The sequence below is a fragment of the Glutamicibacter soli genome (assembly GCF_052322135.1).
Classification (GTDB): domain Bacteria; phylum Actinomycetota; class Actinomycetes; order Actinomycetales; family Micrococcaceae; genus Glutamicibacter; species Glutamicibacter soli.
Genome location: NZ_CM125969.1, coordinates 1,693,807 through 1,719,357, shown reverse-complemented (window position 1 = coordinate 1,719,357; position 25,551 = coordinate 1,693,807). Strand labels below are relative to the sequence as shown.

Here is a 25,551-nt window from a genome sequence, read left to right as displayed (position 1 = left end):
CTCGGAGCTGACCTTGCCGCCGTCCGGGACGGTTCCGGTGATGGTGCAGGTCGGGGCCAAACGGACCCTCCAAACAGCAACCCGCAAGGTGCCGTAAACTCAAGCTCATGGAGCCTTTCAAGCGCCGTCAGGTAGTCGATTTTCTGGTCGACGAGCTCGGCTACGACGCGCACCTGACGCCTTGGGGCATCTATATCGACATGCCGAACTTCGAGGACACTGGCCGCGCCGTCATCGAATGGCGCGTCTCCGAGCGCGACATCGCCAATCTGAATGGCCTCAGGATGCCGCGCGGCTTCGTCGGGGGCGCACCCTACGCAATGGATGAGCTCAGAGCCGCGCTCGCCTGCTTCACGGCAGAGCGCGGCATCATGAGAGGTTCCGGCATGCGCATCGAGCCTGCGTAGCCTCAGTCGGCTTCGGGCCTTGTTTCGTGTTCGAGGGAACCGCAAGCCGGCCAGCCCGGTCGGGCAAGCCGAAGGCCCTGCCCGCGGTTGGAATTCCGTGGGTCGGGCCTTCACCTACGAAGCGGCTCGACTGGCCGGACTAGGTGGCTGGACGCATCGAGGCCTTGGCGTGCGGCACGTAGGCCGGCGCATGGGCCACGGCGTATGCACCGACCTCGGCCAGGGCCAGGACCGTGAATGCATTGGCCGCATGCAGCAATCCGACCCATGGAGCGTCGAAGGCCAAGATACCAATGGCGATCTGGACGGCCACCGCCGCGGCGAGCCACAAAGCCCACTTCAGCCCTGCGTGGGCGAACAGGGCGACGACGATCAGCGCCAGCACGAGGATCGGGATGATCGTTTGCCCGATCATGCCGTGAAGCATCGCCGCAACCGGCGCATCGCTTTCGCTCATGGTGGCGCCGGCACCAATCGCCTGGATCATCAGGAAAGTCGTCATACCTATGGTGGCTGCTTGGACAACGACCACTGCAGAGATGACGTGCGCAAGAACCTTGTATGCGGTACGCAACTTTTCAAAACCTCCAGCAAGAATGGATGGAGATCATGAATACCCGAAAAGGCTACGTGGTCGCGGAATTGCCCGTGGAGCGCACCTGAGCGCCGCACGGTGGGCGATCACCAATGAAGATTCGCAATTATAGGCTTGCCCTGCGCCTGGATCCATGGTTTTTCGGCAACGACTGCCGAAATTTCCAGGCAATGCCATACATCGATTCCGGAGCCCGGCGCGAGTGGCGGATTCCATGCCAGCCGCCCGGGTCGGTCGACGTGAAGGACACGGATCCGAAGCCCCGGGCGTTCGCAATGGCACTGCTACCGGTCGCCGAAAGTCCGGCTCTTTCGACCCCAGCGACCCGATGCCGGGCTACGCGGCGCTGAGCACCGCGACCAGGAAGTCGCCATTCGGTGCATGCAGCTGCCAGGTGGAATATTCCTGGTCCACCGACAGCCCGGCCCGCGCAGCGTCGGCGCGGAAATCATCGAACTCGTAGCCGCGTCCGGCGCCGAAGCCTACGACCAGGCGGCCTCCCTCGGCCAGTCGCCCGCGCAGCCGGGTCAGCGCCGGGAGGCGCTCGCCGGCGGCCAGGAAGGTCAGCACGTTGCCGGCGCAGACGATCAGGTCGAACTCGGTCAGCTCCCCCGGGCCCTCGGGGAGCGTGAAGTCGGCCAGGTTGCCCTGCTGCCAGCGCACGAACGGATAGTCTTCGCGGGCCACCTGGATCAGCTGCGCATCCAGGTCCACACCCAGCACCCGGTGGCCGTGTTCGGCCAGCCAGCCGCCGATGCGCCCGGTGCCGCAGCCGGCATCCAGGATGCGCGCACCGCGGTCGGCCATGGCGTCGATCATGCGCGCCTCGCCGTGGATGTCGCGGCCCTGTGCGATGAAGCCGCGCCAGCGTTCAGCGTAGTTCGCCGCGTGGTCGGGGTTGTTGCGGACGGCCGCAAGCCAGAGGTTTTCTTCAGGACCAGTCATGTCCCCCAGTTTCCCACAACCTGCGATCCGCCCAGGCCTGCGGCTAGATGCGCACCAGCATCTTGCCGGTGTTCTCGCCCTGCATCATGGCGATGAACGCGTGGACGGTGTTCTCGATCCCATCCACGATCGTCTCGTCGTAGGCGATCTGTCCGTCGGTGAACCACTGGCCCATGCGCTCGGCAAATTCGCCGGAATGCTGCAGGTAGTTGGCCAGCGTAAAGCCCTGCAGCTTCAGCCCGCGGGTGATCAGGTTCGCCATGTTGCGCGGGCCGGGGGCCGCCTCGGTGGTGTTGTAGCTGGAGATCGCTCCGCACAGCGCGGCGCGACCGCCGTCGTTGAAGTTCTCCAGTGCGGCTTCTAGGTGCTCGCCGCCGACGTTGTCGAAGAACACGTCGATGCCCTCGGGCGCCAGGGATGCCAGCTGGCCGGCGACGTCCCCGTCCTTGTAGTTGAAGGCCGCGTCGTAGCCGTACTTTTCGGTCAGCAGCGCGACCTTCTCGGCGCTGCCGGCGGAGCCGATGACGCGCTTGGCGCCCAGCAGCCGGGCGATCTGCCCGGCGGCGGTGCCCACCGCGCCGGCGGCTCCGGAGATGAAGACGGTGTCGCCCTCCTTCATCCCGGCGATCACCGTGAGGCCGACCCAGGCGGTCAGGCCGGTCATGCCCATCATGTGCAGCCGCAGCGAGCTGGGCACGCCGGGGATTTCCGGGACCGCGGTGAATCGCTCGGCGGTATCCTGGACGGTGTCGGACCAGCCGTGCTGGTGGGTGACCAAGGTGCCGACGGGCAGCGTGTCGGACATCGATTCGGTGACCCGGCCGACGGCGCCGCCGGTGATCTGCTCGCCGATCTGGTACGGGGCGACATAGGAGCGTGTATCATTCATGCGCCCGCGCATGTAGGGGTCCACGGAGATGAACTCGTTGCGCACGCGCACCTGCCCCGGCGCCAGCTCGGGCAGTTCGGAGGTGCGGAACTGGAAGTTCTGCTCGGTGGGCCAGCCGGTCGGGCGGGAGGCGAGCAGGATCTGGGTGCTGGTGGTGTTGGACATGGGTGGATGTTCCCTTTCTGTTGTCAGGTAATCCGGAGATTGCCCGGGTCGGCAAGTTGATCGGTGCGCTAGAGGATCAGTCCGAGGGCCAGGAAGATGAGTCCCAGCAGCGGCAAGGTGCCCTGCTTCAGGGCTGCGGCTGACTTCTCCGGGCTGGAGATGGCCAGCACGAGGGCCGCGAGCAGCATGGAGCCAAGGCCGGTGAACACCAGGGCCGAACCCACGGCCGCCTGCCCGGCGAGCTGGAAGACCAGCCCGGCGAACACGGCAATCGCCAGAAACAAGTTGTAGAAACCCTGGTTGAAGGCCAAGGCCTTGGTGGCATGGGCTTCCGCGACGCTGGTGCCGAAGACCTTGCGGGTGGCGGGTCGCTCCCACCACAGCGACTCCATCAGGAAGATGTAGACATGGAGCAGCGCGGCTGCAAGCGCAAGGACCTGCGAAATGATGATCATGAGTGCGCCTTCCCTCGGCGGCAGGTGCCGCGGACCTTTATCTGTAACGACCATTGCAATATATACTGAAATGGTCGTTACGAAAAGGGAAAGGACTGTGATGGCTCGAACACTGGCCTTCGACCGCGCCGAGGCGGTGCGCCGGGCGCGCTCCGTCTTCTGGTCCCGCGGCTACGAATCGGCATCCGTCCCGGAGCTCGAAGCGGCCACCGGGCTGAGCCGTTCGAGCATCTACAACTCCTTCGGTTCCAAGCGCGGCCTGTTCGACGCGGCGGTCGACAGCTATCTGGAGGAAGTGGTTCGGCCGCGCCTTGCAGACTTGGCCGGCACCGCGGTGTCCGCCCACGCGCTGGACGAGTACTTGGCCGCGACGCAGGAAATTTTCCAGAAGCCCGAGTCGCTTCCGGCCGCCAACGGGTGCCTGCTGATCAACAGCGCCAACGCGCCGATCGCCCGAGACGAACACGTCAGCGAGGCGATCAGCGCCTACCGCGCCGAACTGCACGCCGCGTTCTCCCGCGGACTGCGGGCCGCGGCCCCGGGTCTGGATGAACAGCGCCATGAGCTGTTGGCCGAGGCGGTCACCGGATTGGTGGTCGCAGCCTTCGCCCTGGTGCGCATCAGCCCCGTGGAGGCCGCGCGGCTGATCGAGTCGGCCCGGCAGCTGGCGCAAACCCGCGCCTAGGGTCAACGTGCCCTGGGACCGCCCAGAGCCGAGGAATACTGGCCCGCAGTGACAGTTGCAACTGGCTTGGCCCCGTCCAGCTGCCCGGCACCCAGGCCCGCTGCCACCTGGGCGCTCCCGCCGGTGGAGATCGTGTAGCTGCGGCCGTTCACGATGTCCTTTGAGGAATAAACCAGGTTTTCGGTCGGCTTGCTGGTGACGAAGGTGGCGAGCAGCGTTCCGGCGGAGTCAGCGATCTGGATTACCGTGCCTGCGGGAACCGCGGAACCCAGCGGGACCTGCAGCCCGCCCTGGGTGGATGAACCGCTGGGCCCCTGGGCCATGGAGCCGCTGCCAGCCGCCGCCAGCACGCCGCCGGTGATCGTCATCTCCCCGTTCGCGTCGATGGCCCCGTTGCCGGCGCCGGTCGGACCATTGACCACGATCTGCCCGCCGGATATAGCGATGCCGCCATTGGAGTCCAGCCCGTCGCCCTCGGCGTTAACCGTCACGGCCCCGCCGGAGATCTCCAAGTGGAAATCACCCGCCTGCTGCGCGCCGCCCCCGGCGATCGAGGCGTTCAGTCCGTCGTCGTCGGCCGTGGCGTTGACCGTGCCGCCGGAGATATCGATGATGGCCGCTTCCAGCGCTTCGGTCGAGTCGCTGACCACGGCGGTTCCGCCGCTGATCCTCAATGCCGTCTCGGCCTTCAGGCCGTCGTCCCCCACGGAGACGGTGAGCTGCCCGGCGTACTGGTGCAGCCAGCCGAGGTCCTCGCTGGCGTCGTTGGTGGACTTGATGCCATCCGCGGCGGCGGTCACGGTGTAGTTGCCGCCGAGCACCAGCACGTAGTCCCTGCCTTTCACCCCGTCATCAGCGGCGGCCACCGTGACCTGCCCGGAATCCAGGACCAGCCCGTCAGCGCTCGCGATGCCGTCTTGGTGGTTGCCCTCCACGGACAACTCGCCGCGCCCGGCGATGGTCAGGTCCGCCATCGAGTAGATCGCGGCGTTCGGTGCGTCCGCGGCGGTGTCCGCATAACTCGGGGCGTCGCTGGCGGAGTTTCCGGTCCCCTCCTCCAGGTACAGCAGCACCTCGTTCGCCTGCGCGGCCAGGATGGCGGGGCCGGTGGACGAGGTGATGTGCGCGCCGTCCAGGATGATCCGCACCAAGGCATCCTTGGGGGCATCCACCACCAGCTGGCCGTCGCCGAGCGTCCCGGAGACGCGGTAGGTGCCCGCGGCATTGATGCTCACGGTGCCGCCGGACACGGAGACCTCCTTCGCGTTCTCCCCCGCGGCCGTCGATCCAGAGTCTGCCAGCACAAGCGTGGTTTCCGCGGAGGCGTCCCAGTGCAGGTCATCGGCGTCGAAATGGGTGTCCTCGATGACGTCCTTGGCCGAGGCGGTGCTGGTGTCGGGCGAGGCGCTGGGCACTGCGGCGCTTTGGAAGGTGCTGTTGCCGGTCACCTCGGACACGGTTTTCATCGACCCTGCGGAGCATCCGGCCAGGGCCAAGGCCAGACACAGGGCCGCAGCCGATGCCAGGGCCTTGGTTCGGAACGGGAACTTCATGGGGTCAACCTCGGGGAAATTGAAGGGGCAGTACCCATTGTTTTCCGCCAGTCTGTGACAGCTCTGTTCAGCGCAAAAGCCGCACGTATGAATCCAGCCGGCGGCGCTCGCCGGGAATACGCAAAAGCCGGCCGGGCCGGGGAAAATTCCCCTGCCCGGCCGGCTTTAGGCGCCAGAAGACCTAGTGGGTGTCTTCTGCTTCGATCTCCGAGCGGTCCCCGCTCCACAGGGTGTGGAAGGTGCCGTCCTTGTCGGTGCGGCGGTAGGTGTGCGCACCGAAGAAGTCGCGCAGTCCCTGGGTCAGGGCCGCCGGCAGGCGGTCGCGGCGCAGGCCGTCGTAGTAGGCCAGCGAAGAGGAGAACACCGGTGCCGGGATGCCCAGCTGCACCGCCACTGCCACCACGCGGCGCCAGGCCGGAACCGCCTTGGCGATGGCCTCGGAGAAAGCCGGGGTGAACAGCAGGTTGGCGGGCTTCGCGTCACCCTTGTAAGCGGCCATGATGTCCTTGAGCAGGGCGGCGCGGATGATGCAGCCCTCGCGCCACAGGCCGGCGATCTCGTCCAGCTTCAGTTCCCAGTTGTACTCGTCGGCAGCCGAGGTGAGCATGTCGATGCCCTGGGCGTAGGAAACCAGCTTCGAGGCGAACAGCGCCTGGCGCACGTCCTCCACGAAGTTCTCCGGCAGCGCGACCTCGGTAGTCTCGCCGGCCAGCACGCTCTGGCCCACGGCGCGGATCTCGCGCTGCGAGGACAGGGAGCGGGCGAACACGGATTCGGCGATCGCGGAGACCGGGGAGCCCAGGTCCAGGCCGGACTGCACGGTCCAGCGGCCGGTGCCCTTCTGGCCTGCGGAGTCCTGGATGACATCGATCAGCGGCTTGCCGGTGGCGGCGTCGGTGTGGCCCAAGACCTCGGCGGTGATTTCAATCAGGAAGCTGGACAGGTCGCCCTGGTTCCAGTCGGCGAAGATCTTGGCCTGCTCGGCCGGCTCGATGCCGGCGGCGCTGCGCAGCAGGTCGTAGGCTTCGCCGATGACCTGCATGTCGGCGTACTCGATGCCGTTGTGGACCATCTTCACGAAGTGGCCGGCGCCGTCGGTGGAGATCCAGGCGCAGCACGGGGCGCCGTCATCGGCCTTGGCGGAGATCTTCTCCAGCATCGGGCCCAGGGCCTCGTAGGACTGGGCCGAGCCGCCGGGCATGATCGACGGGCCGAGCAGCGCGCCCTCTTCGCCGCCGGAGACGCCGACGCCGACGAAGTGCAGGCCCTTTGCGGCCAGCGAAGCCTCGCGGCGGCGGGTGTCGGTGTAGTGCGAGTTGCCGCCGTCGATGATGATGTCACCCGTATCCAGCAGCGGAACCAGCTGGTCGATCACGGAATCGACCGGGCCGCCGGCCTTGACCATGATCATCACCCGTCGCGGGGACTCGAGGTTCGCGACAAGCTCTTCCAGGGATTCGGTGCGGATGAAGTCGCCTTCATCGCCGTGGGCCTCAAGCAGCGCGTCGGTCTTGGCGACCGAGCGGTTGTGCAGGGCGACGGTGTATCCGTTGCGGGCGAAGTTGCGAGCGAGGTTCGCACCCATCACGGCCAGACCTGTGACACCAATCTGTGCAGGCATAAAAATAAGTCTCCATCAATTACCGGGAGGTGGGCCGGGAACAGAGACCGGAACAGTCACGGTCTCAGATCACGACCACGTGACCCTCCCATCTTACAAGGGTTCGACAGGCGTTTCCCAGAGCACTCACGCACTTAAAACATATTTGTTTACGCGTGGCAGGGCCCGCGATAGCCAACGCCGCCTGCTCATTGGCTAAACTGGCGTCATGGCAACTAGTCTGCACGCTCATGTGGTTGAGCACCTCGGCTCCCGCATCGTCAGCGGACAAATTCCCCGCGGCTCCATCATCCTGGCCGCCGATCTTGAGCAGAAACTCCAGGTCTCCCGTTCGGTGATCCGCGAGGCGGTGCGCGTCCTGGCCCAGTGCGGCCTGGTCAACAGCACCAAACGCGTCGGAATCCGGGTGCTCAGCGCCGAGCATTGGAACCCGTACGACGACCACGTGATCCGCTGGCGGCTGGCCAGCGACCAGAAGGGCGCGCAGCTGCGCTCGCTGACCGAACTGCGCATCTCCGTCGAACCGATGGCCGCCGAGCTGGCCGCCGAGGTCGCCCCGGAGGACATGCGCAAGGAACTGATGCTCATCTCGGCGCAGATGAACCACTATGGACGCCAGGGCGATTTGCGCCGCTTCCTCGAACTCGACATCCGCTTCCATGCGCTGGTGCTGGCCGCCAGCGGCAACGAGATGTTCGCGAACCTGTCCACCCCGATCGGCGCAATCCTGCGCGGGCGCACCGAGCTGGGCCTGATGCCCGAACGCCCCCACGAGGAGGCGCTGCTGTGGCACCAGTCGGTGGCGGACGCGATCTCCAACTCCGACCCGGCCGCGGCCCGGCGAAATATGGAAAGCATCATGCGCCGCACGCACAACGAGATCTCCAGCCTGTGGGAGAACGAGCCGCGCTTGTTCGTGAACCCGGCCAAGACCAGCTGATCCCCCGGCGCAAAATCAAAGGATCCCGCTGCGTGCACCTTGCATGGTGCGCACAGCGGGATCGTGTGGTTATGCGGTCCGGGCCCGGCTAGGCGAGCACGGTGGCGATGCCGTAGAGCACCATCACGAAGACGAAGCCGACAACCGAGACCAGCGCCTGGCCCACGGTCCACACGCGCAAGGTGGTCGGCACGTCCATCTGCATGAAGCGCGAGACCAGCCAGAAGCCCGAGTCGTTGACGTGGCCGGCGAACACCGAGCCCGCGGCCAAAGCGAGCACCATGGTGGCGACCTGGAAGGCGCTCAGCGAGGCATCGGCCAGCACCGCCGGCTGCACGATGGCTGCCGCAGTGGTCAGCGCCACGGTGGCCGAACCCTGCGCCAGGCGCACGATCGCGGCGATGAGGAAGCCGGCAATGATCAGCGGCAGACCTACGGATTCCAGCGAGTCGGCGATGGCTGTGCCGATGCCGCTGGCGCGCAGCACGCCGCCGAACATGCCGCCGGCGCCGGTGATCAGGATGATCGAGCACACCGGGCCCAGCGCCGAGTCGACCACGGTTTCGATCAGGGTCTTGGCCTTGCCGGTGCGGAAGCCCAGCAGGTAGATCGCCAGCATCACGGTGACCAGCAGCGCCACCGGGGTCTCACCGAACAGGCGCAGCCACTGCACCCAGTCGGCCTTGGGGTCGACCACGCCGGCGGTGCCGAGCATGTTCAGGCCGGTGTTCATGAAGATCAGCAGCAGCGGGAGCAGCAGCAGGCTGAACACGGTGCCCACCGACGGGGAAGACTTGAACGGATCGGCTTCGCCCGGCTTGGCGCCGCCCAGTGCGGCATCCAGGATGTTCGGCACGGAGATGTCGAACTTCTTGCCCACGAACTTGCCGAACAGGTGGCCGGCGAAGAACCAGGTGGGGACGGCGACCAGCAAGCCGAGCAGCAGCACCAGGCCGACGTTGGCTTCCAGCAGGCCGGAGGCGGCCACCGGACCCGGGTGCGGCGGCACGAACACGTGCATCACAGAGAAGGCGGTCGCGGCCGGGATCGCGTAGGTGAGCAGCGAGCCGCCCAGCCGGCGTGCGACGGTGAAGATGATCGGCAGCATGACCACCAGGCCGGCGTCGAAGAAGATCGGAAAGCCGAAGAGCAGGGAGGCCACCGACAGCGCCAGCGGAGCGCGCTTTTCGCCGAACTTGCCGATGAGCCAGTTGGTCAGCACGTCGGCGCCTCCGCTGGTTTCCAGCATGCGGCCGAGCATCGCGCCCAGGCCGACCAACAGGGCGACGCTGGCCAGCGTGCTGCCGAAGCCGCCGGTCATCGTGGAGATGATGGAGCCGGCCGGGATGCCTGCGGCGATCGCCGTCAGCAGGCTGGTGATCACCAGCGCCAGGAAGGCGTGGACGCGGAAGCGGATGATCAGCACCAGCAGCACGGCGATGGCCGCGGCCGCCAGGGCCAGGAGCGCGGGGGTGCCCAGCGTCCAGTTGAGTTCGAGCTCAGTTGTCATTGTCGTCCTTGATCAAGTCGAGCGTGAGGGATGGGTGTCCAGGCCACGCGGCCTAAGCGGTCGGTGCGGGAAGGGCCGCGAGCAGTGCGTCGACGATCTGCGCGGGGGTTTGCGTGATGTCGGCGGTGAGCACCCGCTCGTCGCTGCCGGGTTCTTCCAGCGTGGCCAGCTGGCTTGCCAGCAGCGAGGCGGGCATGAATTCGTGGTCGCGGGCCGACATGCGTTCCCCGATGAGGGATTTGCCGCCGGACAGATGCACGAACAGGGTGGAGGGCTCATGGGCCCGAATCAGGTCCCGGTAGGAACGCTTGAGCGCGGAGCAGGCCAGCACGATCGGGCTTCCGGCGTGGTTGGTCTCGGCCAGCTTCAGGCCGATGATTTCAAGCCAGGGTGCGCGGTCCGCGTCGTCCAAGGCATGGCCGGCGGCCATCTTGTCCCTGTTGGACTGAGGGTGCAGCGAATCCCCGTCGATGAAGGCCCGCTCCAGCCGGCGGGCCAGCAAGTCGCCGATGGTCGACTTGCCGCTGCCGGAAACACCCATCACCACGATGGGAGGGATCATTTCAGTCATGTGTCACTCCATTGTGCATGAACCCTGTAATCAGACTTTAGTGATCCAGTGATTCATAAAATCATATTTATACAGACTAAAAGTCAGCCCCTGTGATGTCAAGCAAGTTCTCCTGGCTGGCCTCCCGCCCTTGGATCCGCGCAGGTCAGCTGTCTGCGGCGTAATTTCCAAGGGCTGCCTCAAGCTGTTGGAGTCCAATTCCTTGGGGAATTCTGAGAAATTCGCACCGCCTGCAGACCAGCTCATTTATCGAGGGGTATTCTCACGATCAAGCCGGTCAACCCGGACTGCTAGAACCAAAGAGCATTGGAGTAAACAATGGGATTCTTAGGCTTCATTCTTCTAGGACTGATTGCCGGTGCCATCGCAAAGGCCATCATGCCCGGAAAGCAGGGAGGCGGCTGGATCGCGACCCTGCTGTTGGGAGTCGTCGGCGCCGTACTCGGCGGATGGCTCGGCAGCGTAATTTTCAACAAAGGCCTCGAAGAATTCTGGGACCTGTCAACGTGGCTGCTGGCGATCGCCGGCGCCTTGGTGGTCCTGTTCATCTGGGGACTGGTCACCAAGCGCACGGCGCACTGACTGAACGAATGACCCGCAGGGACGGCAGTATTCGCCGACCTGCGGGTCATTGCGTGCCCGGCTACGAAACCGGGACGAGCTCAGTTATATGCGCCAGCGCAAACGGCTTTCGCTCTTCGAGGACTTGCAGGTGTAGGTTTTGCCAGCCTTCGACTTGCCCTTCTTGCCCTTGTCAGCGCTCTTGCAGAACGCTCCGGGCGAAACCAAGCCCTTCACCGTGCCCGGCGCCTTGGGCTTGGAGGTTGTGCTCGGCTTCGAGGAACCGGCAGGCTTGATCGGGGTGACCTTGGCGGCCTTCTGGTTCTTGCAGGAGTTCAAGACCTTGCTCATGGCCTTCTTTTCGGACGAGGTCACCGAGAGCGCGTATTTCTTCTTCACGCTGATCTGGGTAGCCACGTACTGGCAGCGGAATGACTTGTTTTTCGGCAGCCATTCGGCGGCATTCTTGTCCCCCTTCTGGCGGTTGGCCGAGGCATCGGCCGCGATCAGGTTCAGCGGATCGTTGGCCAAGGCCTGGCGCTGGGCCTGCGAAAGCTTCTGGCCGCCCGAAATCCACGCATTCTTCAATGCCACCACGTGATCGATGTCGACGGAGCCCGACTTGACCTTCCAGTTGATCTTCTTGCCGGTGTAGAGGTCGTTCAAGGTTCCCGAAGCCACCGTGCACTTCTTCTTGTCCTTGAACTTCACCTTGGACATGTCCCGCGACAGGGCCTCCTGGCGCTCATCGCATTTGTCCTTGTCGAAGTCCTTCCAGCCGTTGCCGAATTCGGCATTGCGGTTGTACCCCGTCGCCGGCGCCTTGCCCTTCACCGGCAGCGTATTCAGGACTGTCAGCGCCTTGGGGCCGTTGAGCTTGGCGCCGGGCTTGACCGCCTTCGATTTCGTTGAAACCAGTTCCGCTTCAAGCGGTTGCACCGCGGATATTGCGGATTCCCCGACGGCCTGCGCCGAGGTGCGCGTGTCCGCCCCGGGAGCAGAACATCCGACGAGCACCAATGCGCTCACTGATACTGTGGCCAAAAGGCGGCGCAGCATATTTCCCCATTCTGAAAATTTGAGTGATGGTGCCCCTAGCGGGCACAGCCATAACTCATTCGCCCTTGCAGATGGACGAAGAATTCCCCAGCCACGAGAGAGTTTAGCCAATGACGCCGACATCCGGGGAACGTTGATGAAATCTGCAAGTTCTTAGTCTTCATACTTCATTCACCGCGTCCCGCCGCAGCGGAATTCCGTTGGGCACAGCACGTTGCCAGAGAGGTGCCGTAGACTGCAAGCAGTTGGGCGCTACGCCCGAAGGACCAAAGGATTCGCATGACTTCGCCTACGCTGTCAGCTGCCAAGCAGCCGAAACGCCCACTTCGACAACTGGCAGTCCAGGGCACCGAGAGGACTCGCTGGCGGGGATTAATCCACGCGTGGTCGACGCCGGGCATCATCATCATGGGTCTGCTGCTCATCGTGCTGGCGGACGGACACCTGGCTGAATGGACTACCGCCGTCTTCGCCCTGAGCTCGATCACCCTATTCGGCACCTCCGCGCTATATCATCGCGGCAATTGGACGGATAAGATCATGGGCTTGTTCCGCCGAGCGGACCACGCGAACATCTTCTTGTTGATTGCCGGTACCTATACTCCCGTCGCCTCGTTGACGCTTCCGCCCAAGCAGGCGATCATCGTGCTTTCGATCATCTGGACCGGGGCCCTGTCTGGAATTGCCGTCAAGTCGTTCTGGCCGTGGGCTCCACGCTGGGTCGGCGTCAGCCTCTACATCCTGCTGGGATGGGGCGCCGTCATGTATCTCCCGGCGTTCTGGGCGGCAAATCCTGCGGTCATGATCCTGATCGTTGCAGGCGGGCTCGCCTACACCGTTGGCGCTGTCTTCTACGCCACCAAACGCCCCAACCCTCTGCCGAAAATCTTTGGCTTCCACGAGCTGTTCCATGCCTGCACCATTCTTGCTTTCCTCTGCCACTGGACAGCAGTGCTCTTGGTAGCCCTGTAGGATCCGCTCCGCGAAGTCCACGGTCACCAGACAACGCACGGCGCCGACCAGCTCCCCGAGGGGGCGGGTCGGCGCCGTGCGTTGGACTTTGGCCATGCCGCTGCGGCCGAAAACGCCCCGAACACTTCATCAGTGTCCGGGGCGTTCGAGGTTTAGTCGCCAGTCGCAGGCTTACTTCGTGAAGTCGTCTTTGATGTTCTTGGCTGCGTCCTTGACGTGTTCTCCAGCTTGCTTGGTCTTGGCAGCTGCCTGGTCGGCGAGGCCTTCGGCCTGCAGGTCTTCATTGTTGGTAGCGTCGCCGACCTTCTCCTTGACCTTGCCGCTGGCTTCCTGTGCCTTGTTCTTGATCTTGTCCCCGAAACTCATGTGCGTTTTCCTCACTGTCGCTGGAACTTCGTACTATCTCACGCTAGCAATTTAGCTTCCGGATCAGGTGGGTAGCTGCTGAATAGAAACCCGAAAAACCAGCACTTGCTTGCGACGCATGGAACAGGCGGATATCCTCAAGGCCGCTGTCGCGGGCAACCAGGTTATCTAAACAAGCTTCACTTTCACGGGCCGATGGATGGCAATCTTCTGCCCGCCGAATCATGAGGTTGGAATCCGAGTCAACAACATCATTATTGGCCAATGTTCTACGTAGACTTCAGCAGCTCTTTCCATCGGGACGCGGAAAACCCCACCAATTTCTTGGTGGGGTTCTCTTGCGAGTGAAGGTATTCGTGGCTATCCCCATATCCACGCAAACCGTATGCCGCTCCGGACTACGCCCCCCGGTTTGTCCGGATCCTGCGACTATCACTGTTGCTAGACTACAGCCGCCTGCCGACAATCGGAGTAAAGCGCTCCAATTGTTTCAATATGGCCAAGTAATACTTCGTCACGGAGCAGAAATTCGCTTCTTGCCTCAGGAAAGTCAATAAAACCGACTTTCTCACGCACAGCAATTTGCACCGACGCGTGGGAGTCTAGGTGCTTGAAAATGCTCATTCAGGTCTAGCCGCCATGCTTCCACGCTTTTGACCAGACGGGCCGACCGGCATGGCAGTCTTGGCCTGGATTCCTGCGAGGAAAGTAGAACCTCAGACGACATCTAATTCACTCTGGGGCCGCCACCGACCTAAGGCTTCTGGAAAGAGGAAACCCGCGCAAGTGATCGTGAAGATCGCTTGAGCGGGTTTCATATTTGGTGGGCCCTACCGGGATCGAACCGATGACATTCACGGTGTAAACGTGACGCTCTACCAGCTGAGCTAAAGGCCCTTGGCATTGCCAGCCGAGGATATTTCCCCGCGCCAACAGGGAATAACTTTACGGGGAACCCTGCATCCACGCAAGTCAGGACTCCGTGACATACATCTCTAGGACGGTGGCTCGGTTTGCGCGTCCCGCTTGGGGATCACTATTTCACGCACGACGATCAGGATCGAGGCGGTGATGGGGATGGCAAGCAAGGCTCCGAACAGGCCCATCAGCGCGGCGCCGGTCATGGCGGCGATAATGACCAAGACGCCGGGGACATTTACCGCCTTGCCCATGATTCGAGGCGTAACTTGATATGCCTCCAATTGGACATAGATGAAATAGGCAATCAGGAATACCAGCGCCGCCGATGGGCTGATGAGCAATGCGCCCAAAGTGCCAATGATAAGAAACAGAACCGAACCGATCATCGGAATCAGGGTAATCAAGAACGCCATCAAGGCGAATAAGACTGCTACTTGTGAGCCGAGCAGCAGGAAAATCACCAGAACCACTGCGGCGTTGATGGCCGACAGCGTGACGGCCCCAGCAACCGCCTTGCCGACGGCGAAAACGATCGAATTCAGCGTCGTCGAAAACTTCTCGCGCCGATAGGCCGGCACCAGACGCGCGACGGCCAGCTTCATCGGATCCAACGTGGAGACGAAATACAGGGTCAAGACGATCACCAGGAAAGCTGACGAGATCCCATTGACGATGCCCATGCCGACATGCAGCACGCCCCCGGACAGTGCCAGCAGGTTTTCTGCGGTGAAGTACGTTTCGAAGGCCGCCAGTAGCTGCTCACTCGCGTTGAACCCCATGGACTCGGAAAGCTCCGTGTACCACTGGCTGGCTTGGATCGCGTCGATTTCCTGCGGGATGCTTGCGAGGAACTCAGTGAATTGGCGGACGATCGCGGGAACAACGAGCGCCGCAATACCGATCATGAGGAGGACAAATGCCACGATAACGGTCAACACGCTCCAGCCATGGGGCATGCCGCGTCCCTTGAGCGCGTTGACGGCCGGCGTCATACCCAAGGCGAGGAAGAGCGCAAGTGTGATGGACATGAGCACCGACGACATCGAGACTACGACCATGGCCAAGCCGACCGCGAGCAATGCTCCCGCGGCCATGATGAATCCAGTGGCGAACGGTTGTCCTGGTACCACGGCCAGGCCCTTGGGAAAACTGCTCAGGGTGAAGGTGCGCCGCCCGCGGTGATCCGGCACTTTCGAATCCATGCTCATGGCAGTACCCTACCGTCCAGGCTGCCGGCTGGATACAGTCGACGGCCTAATATGTCCTAGTCGATGCCCAAGTCGAGGGCTACCATGTGCTGGTTGTTTCCAGGCAAGGCGTCCTTCACTCCCAGCCCATCCTCCAGGGCAATCGACCGGAAAACCATTGGCAGGCCTTGAGCTACCAGCGGCGAAACACGGTCCATCAGCTGGGCGTGGACGTGCGGCTGGCCAACGAGGGAAGTCTGGACGCGGCCGAAACGCTGGAACGAATCCTCGGAGAATAATTCCCTAAAGTCACGGAGCGCGGAAACGTAAAAACCCAGGTTCTCGATAGTAAATCGAGAACCTGGGTTCCAATTGGTGGGCCCTACCGGGATCGAACCGATGACATTCACGGTGTAAACGTGACGCTCTACCAGCTGAGCTAAAGGCCCTAACCACATCAGCTTTTGCAAGCCAACGAGGAATTACTTTACAGAGCTTTCCAGCTCTGCGCAAATCGGGGCGTTTCCCGAACGCGCCGCAATGCTTCTACGCTTTGTCGATGGCGCTCCGATAGTCCTCCAGGCTGCGCGGCTGGGTCATTTCACTGGTGAAAGTTCGACGCACTATCCCGTCTTCAAGATAAATCGACAGCCGTGTCGCCACGCCCTGCCGCTCGTCGAACGCGCCGGCTAGCCGCGCCACTCGACCATGAGGCCAGAAATCGGCCAGCAGGTCGAACTGGATCCCCAACGCCTCGGCATAATTTCGCAACGCGAACTTGTGATCCACCGAAATCGCGACAACCCGCACCGAACGGTTGGCGAAGTACTCGAGATGCTCCTGGAGCTGCGCCAATTCCGAGCCGCAGACGCGGGAAAATGCCCACGGATAGAAGACAACCAGCACCCGGCCGTCGGACAGCCCGGTGCTGGTGATCATTTCACCGTACTGATTTTCCAGCGAGAAGTCGAACAGGCGTGAACCCGTTTCGATCATTTAGTTCTTCTTGCGCGGTGCCAAACGAATGGCCGACCAGTCGGCCGAGACACCCTCAGTAGTAGTCACGTGCAGCCCGGCGCTCGGAGCTTCCTGCTGGATCAGCGATGGGGACACATGTCCCTCGCGACCCTGCTTCGGGGTCAGCAGCCATACGATGCCACCCTCCCCGAGGTTGCTCAGCGAGTCCATCAGCGCGTCGACAAGGTCTCCGTCGCCATCGCGCCACCAGTAAATCACTGCATCAACGACGTCGTGATCCTCTTCGGTGAGCAGCTCTGAACCAATAGTGTCCTCGATCGCGTCGCGAAGATCGTAGTCCACGTCATCGTCGTAACCCAGTTCCTGGATAAGGTCTTCATTCTTGAAGCCCAGTTTTTTAACGGACTCCAGGTTTGCCGATACGGCGTCGCTCACTTCATTCCTCCTGATGGTGCAAAGCGTTACTACCAACGAAACACCGTTTCGTCGCTCCATTCAAGCGCTACGGCAATAACACGCCGAACGAATATCGCCCGCCAGAAAGTGATGCAGACCAATTTGACAGGGTCAATCTAGCGTTGACTCCTGCACACTGTTGCACAAGTCACCTAAAATAGCCTATTTAATGCTATTTTGCCCAAAAATCTCGTCGATTTTTCGGCTTTCGATTCATTAGAGTAGGCAGTGAACCGAGCAGGACACACCACTCCAGTGTTACTGCACCCGATGTCCCATCCCGCTGCACGGCAGAAAAATGTCTGCACCGCGGCGGAGCCGCAATTTCAATCAAGGAGCTTCAGTGGCTGTAGAGGAACACATCTCCCAGATCCGTAGTGGTTTGACTTACCAGCTATCCGATCGGGATCCCGAGGAAACCCAGGAATGGTTGGACTCGTTCGACGCACTCGTCGAAACCCAGGGCACCGAGCGCGCCCAGTTCATCATCCGCTCGCTCCTGCAGCGTGCCGGCGCCAAGTCCGTTGGCGTGCCGATGGTGACCACCACCGACTACGTGAACACCATCCCCGTCGACCAGGAGCCCGAGTTCCCCGGCGACGAGCAGATCGAACGCCGCTTCCGCGCGTTCATGCGCTGGAACGCTGCCATCATGGTGCACCGAGCCCAGGAGCCTTCCATCGGCGTCGGCGGCCACATCTCCACCTACGCAGGCGCCGCGACCCTGTACGAAGTGGGCTTCAACCACTTCTTCCGTGGCAAGAACCACCCGGGCGGCGGCGACCAGGTCTTCTTCCAGGGCCACGCCTCGCCGGGCATGTATGCCCGCGCATTCCTCGAAGGCCGCCTGTCCGAAGAGGACATGAACGGCTTCCGCCAGGAGAAGTCGAAGGAAGGCCACGCGCTTCCTTCCTACCCGCACCCGCGTTCGCTGCCGGACTTCTGGGAATTCCCGACCGTGTCGATGGGCATCGGCCCGGCCAACGCGATCTACCAGGCCCAGCTGAACCGCTACCTGCACAACCGCGGCATCAAGGACACCTCCGAGCAGCACGTCTGGGCCTTCCTGGGCGACGGCGAAATGGACGAGCCGGAGTCGCGCGGCTTCCTGCAGCTGGCGGCCAACGAGAAGCTGGACAACCTCACCTTCGTGGTGAACTGCAATCTGCAGCGCCTTGACGGCCCGGTGCGCGGCAACGGCAAGATCATCCAGGAACTGGAAGCCTTCTTCCGCGGCGCCGGCTGGAACGTCATCAAGGTCGTCTGGGGCCGCGAGTGGGATGCCCTGCTCGAAGCCGACAAGACCAACGCCCTGGTCGACGTCATGAACCAGACCCCGGACGGCGACTACCAGACCTACAAGGCGGAGTCCGGCGCGTTCGTGCGCGAGCACTTCTTCGGGCAGCGCCCGGAGACCAAGGAACTGGTCGCGGACTACACCGACGATGAGATCTGGAATCTCAAGCGCGGCGGCCACGACTACCACAAGGTGTACGCGGCCTACAAGGCAGCCACCGAGTTCAAGGGCAAGCCGACCGTGATCCTGACCAAGACAGTCAAGGGCTACGGCCTGGGCTCGCACTTCGAGGCCCGCAACGCCACGCACCAGATGAAGAAGCTGACCCTCGAGGACCTCAAGGGCTTCCGCGACCACCTGCGCATCCCGATCACCGACGAGCAGCTCGAGGCCGATCCGTACCTGCCTCCGTACTACCGCCCGTCCGAGGATTCGGCCGAGTACAAGTACATGATGGAGCACCGTGCCAAGCTCGGCGGCTCCGTGCCGTCGCGCCGCCAGGAATCCGACGTCAAGCTGACCCTGCCGGGCGAGAAGGCCTACGCCATCGCCAAGCGCGGTTCGGGCAAGCAGCAGGCGGCCACCACCATGGCCTTCGTGCGCCTGCTCAAGGACCTCATGCGCGACAAGGAATTCGGCCACCGCATCGTGCCGATCGTGCCCGACGAGTCCCGCACCTTCGGCATGGACGCGTTCTTCCCGACTGCCAAGATCTACAACCCGGGCGGCCAGAACTACCTGTCCGTGGACCGCGACCTGGTGCTGGCCTACAAGGAATCCCCGCAGGGCCAGCTGATCCACCCGGGCATCAACGAGGCCGGCGCCGTCGGCGCGTTCACCGCGGCGGGCACCAGCTACTCGACCCACAACGAGCCGCTGATCCCGATCTACGTGTTCTACTCGATGTTCGGCTTCCAGCGCACCGGCGACCAGTTCTGGGCCGCCGGCGACCAGATGGCCCGCGGCTTCATCATCGGCGCCACCGCCGGCCGCACCACCCTGACCGGTGAGGGCCTGCAGCACGCCGACGGCCACTCGCCGGTGCTGACCAGCACCAACCCGGCGGTTATCACCTACGATCCGGCCTACGGCTACGAGATCGGCCACATCATGCGTTCCGGCCTGGAGCGCATGTACGGCGGAACCCACGAGGAACCGAACGTGATGTACTACCTGACCGTGTACAACGAGCCGATCCATCAGCCGGCCGAGCCGGAGAACGTGGACGTCGAGGGCATCGAGAAGGGCATCTACCTGCTCAAGGAAGCCACCACCGACGGCCCGCGCGCGCAGCTGCTGGCTTCGGGCGTGGCAGTGCCGTGGGCCCTGGAAGCCCAGAAGATCCTGGCCGACGAATGGGGCGTGTCCGCAGACGTCTGGTCCGTGACCTCGTGGAACGAGCTGACCCGCGACGGCCTGCACGCCGACGAGCAGGTCCTGGTTGATCCGTCCAAGGCCCGCCGCGTGCCGTACGTGACCCAGAAGCTGTCCTCGGCCACCGGTCCGTTCATCGCGACCACGGACTACATGCGTGCGGTGCCGGAGCAGATCCGTCCGTACGTCCCGGGCGAGTACCACACCCTGGGCGCCGACGGCTTCGGCTTCTCGGACACCCGCTCGGCGGCGCGCCGCTTCTTCAAGATCGACGCGCACTCGCTGGTGGTGCAGACCCTGCACTCGCTGGTTGAGCGCGGCGAGATCGCGGCCGACTCGGCCATCAAGGCGCACGCCAAGTACGATCTGAACAACCCGAACGCCGGCAAGTCCGGCAACGCCGGCGGCGACGCCTAAGCGCGGGATCGTCCACCTCGAACGCGAATGAGCTGCCCTGCCCGAACATGTTTCGGGCAGGGCAGCTTGCCGTTAACCGCTGGCTCGGGCACCGCTGGATCTGAGGCGAAGGCGCAACGCTAAACTTGAAGGCATGGTCCCAGAAACCGAATCGATCGCCGCCGCGCGCGCCCGGGCAGCCCGCACTGCGCCGAGCGCCGAAACCGTCAAGCGGCTCAAGAACCACATCGGCGTGCTGTCCACGACCGCGCTGAAGTACCTGGACCAGCAGCTGCCCTGGTACCGCTCGCTGGAGCCGAACGAGCGCGCGGCCCTGGGCCTGATCGCGCAGAAGGGCATCTCCACCTTCGTCACCTGGTACGAGGACCCCTCCTCCACCCCGTCCTGGGTGGTCACCGACGTGTTCGGCGCCGCCCCGACCGAGCTGACCCGTTCCATCTCGCTGCAGAAAGCGCTGGGCCTGCTGCGCACCATCGTGGAGGTCGTCGAATCCCAAGTCCCGGACATCGCCCCGGAGAAGGAACAGGCGGCCCTGCGCGAAGCGGTGCTGCGCTATTCCCGCGAGGTCGCCTTCGCCGCCGCCGACGTCTACGCCCGCGCGGCCGAAACCCGCGGCGCCTGGGACTCCCGGCTGGAGGCCCACGTGGTGGATGCGGTGCTCCACGGCGAGGGCCACGATTCGCTCTCCTCCCGGCTGGCCGCCATCGGCTGGAAGTCGCAGAGCAACATCCGAATCCTGGTCGGCGCCACCCCGGGCTCGAACTCGGTCAGCTTCGTCTCCGCCATCCGGCGCCTGGCCACCCGATACGCTCGCGACTCGCTGGTCAGCGTGCTGGGCGACCGCTCGGTGCTGATGCTCTCGGACACCAAGTTCGAGGAGGCAGACCTGGGCCGGCTGGCCCGCTTCTTCGGGCCCGGCCCGCTGGTCTACTCCCCCTTGGCCGCCACGGTCACCGACATGCCGCAGGCCGCGCAGGCAGCCATCGCGGGCTACGCCGCCGCCTGCGCCTGGCCCCAGGCGCCGAACCCGGTGGGGGCCGATGACCTGTGGCCTGAACGCGCCTTCAACGGCGACGAGCTGGCGCGCACCGCGCTGCTCGAACGCGTCTACCGGCCGCTGCAGCAGGCCTCCAACGGGTTGCTGGAAACGCTGTCCAGCTATCTGGCCCTGGGCCATTCGCTCGAAGGCACCGCGCGCGGGCTGTTCGTGCACGCCAACACCGTGCGCTACCGGCTCAAGCGCGTCTCCGAGGTGACCGGCTGGGATCCGCTGTCCCCGCGCGACGCCTTCGTGCTGCAAAGCGCGCTGGTGGTGGGGCGCCTGGCTGACTCGGGCCAGTAGCGCTTTTGGCGGTTCCGCACAGTTGCCGGACCGTCATGCAGCGGCGTTACATGGGTTTTTGCCTCCCCCATGCGCTAGGCTTTTGTAGGAAACCTACAATCCGTGACCGCGAGCTTGGTGCGTGACCACGCGCCACGAGGCCGCAATCTTTGGAAAGCTGTAAGAGTGTTAGCAATCGTATGCCCGGGACAGGGCTCCCAGACCCCAGGTTTTCTTTCCGAGTGGCTCGACGTCGACGGCGTGCGTGAGCATCTTGCCTCGCTGAGCGAAATCACCGGCCGCGACCTGATCGAGCACGGCACCGTCTCCGACGAGGAGACCATCAAGGACACCGCAGTGGCGCAGCCGCTGATCGTGGCCGCCGGCTTGATCACCGCCCGCGCGCTGTTCGGCGAGCAGCTTCCGGCCAACTCCGTGCTGGCCGGACACTCCGTCGGCGAAATCACAGCCTCAGCCCTGGCCGGCGCGCTGAGCGAGAACGACGCAATGAACTTCGTGCGCGTGCGCGCCAACGCCATGGCCGAAGCCGCCGCGGCAACCCCGACCGGCATGGCCGCAGTGCTCGGAGGCGACCCGCAGGAGGTCCTTGACCGCCTGGCCGAACTGGATTTGACCCCGGCCAACGCCAACGGCGGCGGGCAGACCGTCGCCGCAGGCACCATGGAGCAGCTGGCGGCGCTGGGCGAGAACCCTCCGGCCAAGGCCCGCGTGATCCCACTCAAGGTCGCCGGCGCATTCCACACCGCGCACATGGCCCCGGCCGTCGGCGTGCTGCAGGAACTGGCAGACACCCTGGCCCCCGCCGAGCCGGCCACCACCCTACTGTCCAACTACGACGGCCAGGCTGTCGCCTCGGGTGCGGCCAACCTCGAATCCCTGGTGGCCCAGGTATCCCGCCCAGTCCGCTGGGACCTGTGCATGCAGACCCTCGCAGCCCAGGGCGTCACCGGCATCCTGGAGCTGGCTCCGGCCGGCACCCTGGTAGGCCTGGCCCGCCGCGGACTGAAGGGCGTGAAGGGCATGGCCCTGAAGTCCCCCGCGGACCTGGACGCCGCCCGCGAGTTCATCGCCGAGCACACCGCCAACTAGGCGCCGCACCGCGCCAGCTGAAATTTTTCGCCCGCTTGACGCGTCATCGCCCAACCGGCGAGGGCCATCTGGCCTAAGCTTTAAGCGGTGAAACCCTGTCCGTGCCCCGCACGGGACGCGGAGAGGGTTTCGAACAGTCGGATCACGGCCCGTTACCGCGGGCATGAATCCAGAGCAACGACCGGATCCCTCCGGCATCATGAGAAAAGGAGCCATCCATGGCTAGCAACGAAGAAATCCTGGCAGGCCTCGCCGAAATCGTTAACTCGGAGACCGGCCTGGACGAAGCAGACGTGCAGCTGGACAAGTCCTTCACCGAGGACCTGGACATCGACTCGATCTCGATGATGACCATCGTCGTTGAGGCCGAGGAAAAGTTCGAGGTCAAGATTCCGGACGAGGAAGTCAAGAACCTGAAGACCGTGGGCGACGCCGTGAACTTCATCGCCGGCGCCCAGGCCTAGCAGCATTCCGCCAGCGAACTTTTCGCTGGCACACCGTTGTGCGGGCAAGCCGTGCACACCGGCCGGTACGTCAAGCCGGCCCCCACAAATTTTAAACAGCAAAGTTGTACCCCAGTAGAGAGTTTGATGATGGCGCGCAAAGTAGTGATCACCGGTCTCGGAGCCACCACCCCCATCGGTGGGGACGTCCCTACCCTGTGGGAGAACGCCCTGAAGGGTGTTTCCGGCGCCGCAACCATGGAAGACAGCTGGGTCGAGGAATACGACCTGCCGGTGACCTTCGCCGCCCGCGCCTCCGTGCAGCCTTCCGAGGTGCTGACCCGCCCGGAGACCAAGCGCATGGACCCGTCCACGCAGTTCGCCGTCGTGGCGGCCCGCGAGGCCTGGGCCGACTCGGGCCTGTCCAAGGACGACGTCGACCGCAACAAGCTTGCCGTGGCCTTCGCCACCGGCATCGGCGGCGTCTGGACGCTGCTGAACGCCTGGGACACCCTGAAGGAAAAGGGCCCGCGCCGCGTGCTGCCGATGACCGTGCCGATGCTGATGCCCAACGGCCCGGCAGCCGCGGTGTCGCTGGACCTGGGAGCCGCCGGCGGCGCCCACACCCCCGTCTCCGCCTGCGCATCGGGCACCGAGGCCATGCACGTGGGCATGGAGCTGATCCGCGCCGGCAAGGCCGACGTGGTCATGGTCGGCGGCGCGGAAGCCGCCATCCACCCGATGCCGATTGCAGCGTTCTCCTCCATGCACGCCCTCTCGCGCCGCAACGACGATCCGGCCAAGGCTTCGCGCCCGTACGACGTGGACCGCGACGGCTTCGTGATGGGCGAAGGCGCCGGCGCACTGGTGCTGGAGTCCGAGGAGCACGCGCTGGCCCGCGGCGCCCGCATCTACGCCGAGCTGGCAGGCTCGTCGGTCACCGCCGATGCCTACCACATCACCGCGCCGGACCCGGAGGGCCTGGGCGCCACCCGCGCGCTGAAGGCCGCCATGTACGACGGCCGCATCCAGCCGGAGGACGTGGTGCACGTGAACGCGCACGCCACCTCCACCCCGGTAGGCGACAAGCCCGAGTACACCGCGCTGAAGGCCGCCCTGGGCGACCAGCTGGACAATGTCCTGGTCTCCGCCACCAAGTCGCAGATGGGCCACCTGCTTGGCGCATCCGGCGCCGTGGAGTCCGTGCTGACCACCCTGGCGATCTACCACCGCAAGGCCCCGGTCACCATCAACCTGGACAACCAGGATCCGGAGATCCCGCTGAACGTCGTCACCGGCGCTCCGGCCGACCTGCCGGCCGAGGGCTCGATCGTCGCGCTGAACAACTCCTTCGGCTTCGGCGGCCACAACGCCGTCGTCGCGATCCGCAGCATCTAGCAGCAGCTGTGCCCCCGCGGGCCGGAACCGAGCATTCGGTTCCGGCCCGCGGCGCGTTAACTGCACGTCCCTATTGTCGCCGGGCGCCGGGCGTTGCTACGCTCGATCTCGACAGGCCACCGATCATTTTCCACCTTTTAGGAGCCGCATCATGCGCACCTTGATCGCCACCGCATTCATCTCGCTGGACGGGGTCATGGAGGCGCCCGGCGGCGAACCCGGCTACCGCAACTCCGGCTGGACCATGAGCTCGGTGGACTTCGACCCGGCCGCCTACGAGATGAAGGGCACCGAACAGGGCGAGGCCACGGCTCTGCTGCTGGGGCGCCGCAGCTACCAGGCCTTCTCCCCCGTCTGGCCGGCGATGACCGAGGAATTCCCCGGCTACAACGCGATGCCCAAGTACGTGGTCTCCACGACGCTCAAGGACAAGGACCTGGTGGACAACTGGGGCGAAACCACGATCCTGCGTTCGGCCTCCGACGTGGCCCGGCTGCGCGCCAGCGACGGCGGACCGATCAGCATCCACGGCTCCGCGACGCTGGTCCACTCGCTGCAGGAGCACCACCTGATCGACCGCTACCACCTGCTGGTTTTCCCGGTGCTGCTCGGCGCCGGCAAGCGCCTGTTCAGCGGCGCCGACCTGGACGCGCAGAAGCTCAAGCTCGTCGACTCCGCCGTCTATTCCAACGGCATCCAGAAGAACGTGTTCGACGTGCTGCGCTGATCTGCGCTCCTGCGCTACAGATAGGGCCGGGTGATCAGCTCGAGGTAGTGGCCCGACGGGTCCAGCAGGTAGACGCCCCGGCCGCCGTGCTCGCGGTTGATCTGCCCGGCCAGCTGGCGCTGCGGATCGGCCCAGTGCTCGATCCCGCGCGCGCCGATCAGCGCGCAGGCCCGATCGAAGTGCGCATCATCGAGCAGATATGCGTAGTGCTGCGGCGGGAACTGCATTGGCGGCGTGGCGAATTGCAGCAGCACGCCGCCGCCGATGCCGATGTTTTGGAACGGCCCCCAAGAGGGCTACCGCTCGGCCTCCAGCAGCTCGATGTAGAACTCGGCCATCTGGGCCGCGTCGGTCGAGGCGATGATGGTGTGGTTGAAGTGCGCGGTCATGTTTCCCTCTCGTTGTACGGTTTCCGGTGTGCTTGGAAGGTGCATACGCAGGGAGGAGCGCGGATCAGGGAACGACCAGATGGCCGTTCCGGGAGCGGCCTGTGGTGGCCTGACTGGTCTTCATCACGATCGATCCTAGCACCAGAGGGTCGTCAGAAGGCAGATGCACAAAATGCGATCCCCCGCAGGGGGATCGCATTTTGTTTTAGGTAACAACCCCGCACCACCGGGGCTGGATC

28 protein-coding genes and 2 tRNA genes are annotated in these 25,551 nt (G+C 64.3%); 11 read left to right on the top strand and 19 right to left on the bottom strand.

What is annotated here, in order from left to right:
- Positions 1-107 precede the first annotated feature (107 nt).
- Complete coding sequence (locus tag ACTX90_RS08135) at positions 108-407, top strand: hypothetical protein (protein ID WP_443443806.1); 300 nt, start codon at positions 108-110, stop codon at positions 405-407.
- Between the two features lie 139 nt (positions 408-546).
- Here ACTX90_RS08135 and ACTX90_RS08130 read toward each other — a convergent pair whose 3' ends face one another.
- The 4 genes from ACTX90_RS08130 to ACTX90_RS08115 all read right to left on the bottom strand — a co-directional run bounded on the left by ACTX90_RS08130 (position 547) and on the right by ACTX90_RS08115 (position 3,456).
- Positions 547-909: a hypothetical protein gene (locus ACTX90_RS08130; protein ID WP_113607967.1), complete on the bottom strand. Its 363-nt coding sequence runs from the start codon at positions 907-909 to the stop codon at positions 547-549.
- A 429-nt stretch (positions 910-1,338) separates the two neighbouring features.
- Entirely contained in the window at positions 1,339-1,947 is a 609-nt protein-coding gene (locus ACTX90_RS08125) for a class I SAM-dependent methyltransferase (RefSeq protein ID WP_047118999.1), read from the bottom strand.
- Between the two features lie 43 nt (positions 1,948-1,990).
- Positions 1,991-3,001, bottom strand: coding sequence for an NADP-dependent oxidoreductase (locus ACTX90_RS08120; protein WP_047118998.1), 1,011 nt, complete (start codon positions 2,999-3,001; stop codon positions 1,991-1,993).
- 68 nt (positions 3,002-3,069) lie between these two features.
- The gene (locus tag ACTX90_RS08115) at positions 3,070-3,456 is read right to left on the bottom strand and encodes a DUF1304 domain-containing protein (RefSeq protein WP_047118997.1); all 387 of its coding nucleotides are present in this window, start codon (positions 3,454-3,456) and stop codon (positions 3,070-3,072) included.
- Positions 3,457-3,556: 100 nt separating this feature from the next.
- Between ACTX90_RS08115 and ACTX90_RS08110 the strand changes: the two genes are divergently transcribed.
- The gene (locus ACTX90_RS08110; RefSeq protein WP_053798004.1) at positions 3,557-4,141 is read left to right on the top strand and encodes a TetR/AcrR family transcriptional regulator; all 585 of its coding nucleotides are present in this window, start codon (positions 3,557-3,559) and stop codon (positions 4,139-4,141) included.
- A 2-nt stretch (positions 4,142-4,143) separates the two neighbouring features.
- On the opposite strand, the gene ACTX90_RS08105 is transcribed toward ACTX90_RS08110, so the two are convergent.
- Positions 4,144-5,694, bottom strand: coding sequence for a carbohydrate-binding domain-containing protein (locus ACTX90_RS08105; protein WP_443443803.1), 1,551 nt, complete (start codon positions 5,692-5,694; stop codon positions 4,144-4,146).
- A gap of 181 nt (positions 5,695-5,875) precedes the next feature.
- Complete coding sequence (gnd, locus tag ACTX90_RS08100) at positions 5,876-7,315, bottom strand: NADP-dependent phosphogluconate dehydrogenase (RefSeq protein ID WP_113607970.1); 1,440 nt, start codon at positions 7,313-7,315, stop codon at positions 5,876-5,878.
- 208 nt (positions 7,316-7,523) lie between these two features.
- On the opposite strand from gnd, the gene ACTX90_RS08095 reads away from it, so the two are divergent.
- Positions 7,524-8,255, top strand: coding sequence for a FadR/GntR family transcriptional regulator (locus ACTX90_RS08095; RefSeq protein ID WP_443443801.1), 732 nt, complete (start codon positions 7,524-7,526; stop codon positions 8,253-8,255).
- An 88-nt stretch (positions 8,256-8,343) separates the two neighbouring features.
- Here the strand turns inward: ACTX90_RS08095 and ACTX90_RS08090 are convergent, their stop codons facing one another.
- Both ACTX90_RS08090 and ACTX90_RS08085 read right to left on the bottom strand, forming a co-directional pair.
- Complete coding sequence (locus tag ACTX90_RS08090; RefSeq protein WP_047118992.1) at positions 8,344-9,765, bottom strand: GntP family permease; 1,422 nt, start codon at positions 9,763-9,765, stop codon at positions 8,344-8,346.
- Between the two features lie 52 nt (positions 9,766-9,817).
- On the bottom strand, positions 9,818-10,336 hold the full coding sequence (locus ACTX90_RS08085) for a gluconokinase (protein ID WP_053798009.1): 519 nt from the start codon (positions 10,334-10,336) through the stop codon (positions 9,818-9,820).
- Positions 10,337-10,654: 318 nt separating this feature from the next.
- On the opposite strand from ACTX90_RS08085, the gene ACTX90_RS08080 reads away from it, so the two are divergent.
- On the top strand, positions 10,655-10,918 hold the full coding sequence (locus ACTX90_RS08080) for a GlsB/YeaQ/YmgE family stress response membrane protein (protein WP_047118990.1): 264 nt from the start codon (positions 10,655-10,657) through the stop codon (positions 10,916-10,918).
- An 84-nt stretch (positions 10,919-11,002) separates the two neighbouring features.
- Here ACTX90_RS08080 and ACTX90_RS08075 read toward each other — a convergent pair whose 3' ends face one another.
- A complete protein-coding gene (locus tag ACTX90_RS08075; RefSeq protein WP_235359897.1) occupies positions 11,003-11,926 on the bottom strand; it encodes an HNH endonuclease family protein in 924 nt (307 codons plus the stop codon).
- Positions 11,927-12,235: 309 nt separating this feature from the next.
- On the opposite strand from ACTX90_RS08075, the gene trhA reads away from it, so the two are divergent.
- A complete protein-coding gene (gene trhA, locus ACTX90_RS08070) occupies positions 12,236-12,928 on the top strand; it encodes a PAQR family membrane homeostasis protein TrhA (protein ID WP_082123887.1) in 693 nt (230 codons plus the stop codon).
- A 171-nt stretch (positions 12,929-13,099) separates the two neighbouring features.
- Here trhA and ACTX90_RS08065 read toward each other — a convergent pair whose 3' ends face one another.
- The 9 genes from ACTX90_RS08065 to ACTX90_RS08025 form a co-directional block, all read right to left on the bottom strand.
- Positions 13,100-13,294, bottom strand: coding sequence for a CsbD family protein (locus ACTX90_RS08065; protein WP_047118988.1), 195 nt, complete (start codon positions 13,292-13,294; stop codon positions 13,100-13,102).
- Positions 13,295-13,337: 43 nt separating this feature from the next.
- Entirely contained in the window at positions 13,338-13,559 is a 222-nt protein-coding gene (locus tag ACTX90_RS08060; RefSeq protein WP_146956153.1) for a hypothetical protein, read from the bottom strand.
- Positions 13,560-13,735: 176 nt separating this feature from the next.
- On the bottom strand, positions 13,736-13,918 hold the full coding sequence (locus tag ACTX90_RS08055; RefSeq protein ID WP_146956155.1) for a hypothetical protein: 183 nt from the start codon (positions 13,916-13,918) through the stop codon (positions 13,736-13,738).
- A gap of 197 nt (positions 13,919-14,115) precedes the next feature.
- Positions 14,116-14,191, bottom strand: a tRNA-Val gene (locus ACTX90_RS08050).
- A gap of 98 nt (positions 14,192-14,289) precedes the next feature.
- On the bottom strand, positions 14,290-15,423 hold the full coding sequence (locus ACTX90_RS08045) for an AI-2E family transporter (protein WP_113607972.1): 1,134 nt from the start codon (positions 15,421-15,423) through the stop codon (positions 14,290-14,292).
- Between the two features lie 56 nt (positions 15,424-15,479).
- Positions 15,480-15,812 (bottom strand): hypothetical protein, encoded by a 333-nt coding sequence (locus ACTX90_RS08040; protein ID WP_113607973.1) that lies wholly within the window; start codon positions 15,810-15,812, stop codon positions 15,480-15,482.
- Positions 15,776-15,851, bottom strand: a tRNA-Val gene (locus ACTX90_RS08035). The genes ACTX90_RS08040 and ACTX90_RS08035 overlap by 37 nt, the downstream gene beginning before the upstream one ends.
- Positions 15,852-15,948: 97 nt before the next feature.
- Positions 15,949-16,398 (bottom strand): redoxin domain-containing protein, encoded by a 450-nt coding sequence (locus tag ACTX90_RS08030; RefSeq protein WP_053798012.1) that lies wholly within the window; start codon positions 16,396-16,398, stop codon positions 15,949-15,951.
- Complete coding sequence (locus ACTX90_RS08025) at positions 16,399-16,815, bottom strand: DUF3052 domain-containing protein (RefSeq protein WP_231735959.1); 417 nt, start codon at positions 16,813-16,815, stop codon at positions 16,399-16,401.
- Between the two features lie 319 nt (positions 16,816-17,134).
- Between ACTX90_RS08025 and aceE the strand changes: the two genes are divergently transcribed.
- From aceE to ACTX90_RS07995, 6 genes are all read left to right on the top strand, one after another.
- Positions 17,135-19,924: a pyruvate dehydrogenase (acetyl-transferring), homodimeric type gene (aceE, locus tag ACTX90_RS08020; RefSeq protein ID WP_443443797.1), complete on the top strand. Its 2,790-nt coding sequence runs from the start codon at positions 17,135-17,137 to the stop codon at positions 19,922-19,924.
- A 133-nt stretch (positions 19,925-20,057) separates the two neighbouring features.
- Positions 20,058-21,266, top strand: coding sequence for a PucR family transcriptional regulator (locus tag ACTX90_RS08015; RefSeq protein ID WP_113607974.1), 1,209 nt, complete (start codon positions 20,058-20,060; stop codon positions 21,264-21,266).
- 165 nt (positions 21,267-21,431) lie between these two features.
- The gene (locus tag ACTX90_RS08010; RefSeq protein WP_047118983.1) at positions 21,432-22,355 is read left to right on the top strand and encodes an ACP S-malonyltransferase; all 924 of its coding nucleotides are present in this window, start codon (positions 21,432-21,434) and stop codon (positions 22,353-22,355) included.
- Between the two features lie 218 nt (positions 22,356-22,573).
- Entirely contained in the window at positions 22,574-22,819 is a 246-nt protein-coding gene (locus ACTX90_RS08005; RefSeq protein WP_047118982.1) for an acyl carrier protein, read from the top strand.
- A gap of 129 nt (positions 22,820-22,948) precedes the next feature.
- Positions 22,949-24,196, top strand: coding sequence for a beta-ketoacyl-ACP synthase II (fabF, locus tag ACTX90_RS08000; protein WP_047118981.1), 1,248 nt, complete (start codon positions 22,949-22,951; stop codon positions 24,194-24,196).
- A gap of 151 nt (positions 24,197-24,347) precedes the next feature.
- Complete coding sequence (locus ACTX90_RS07995; RefSeq protein WP_047118980.1) at positions 24,348-24,923, top strand: dihydrofolate reductase family protein; 576 nt, start codon at positions 24,348-24,350, stop codon at positions 24,921-24,923.
- A 14-nt stretch (positions 24,924-24,937) separates the two neighbouring features.
- Here the strand turns inward: ACTX90_RS07995 and ACTX90_RS07990 are convergent, their stop codons facing one another.
- Entirely contained in the window at positions 24,938-25,177 is a 240-nt protein-coding gene (locus ACTX90_RS07990; protein ID WP_342352859.1) for a VOC family protein, read from the bottom strand.
- Positions 25,178-25,551 lie beyond the last annotated feature (374 nt).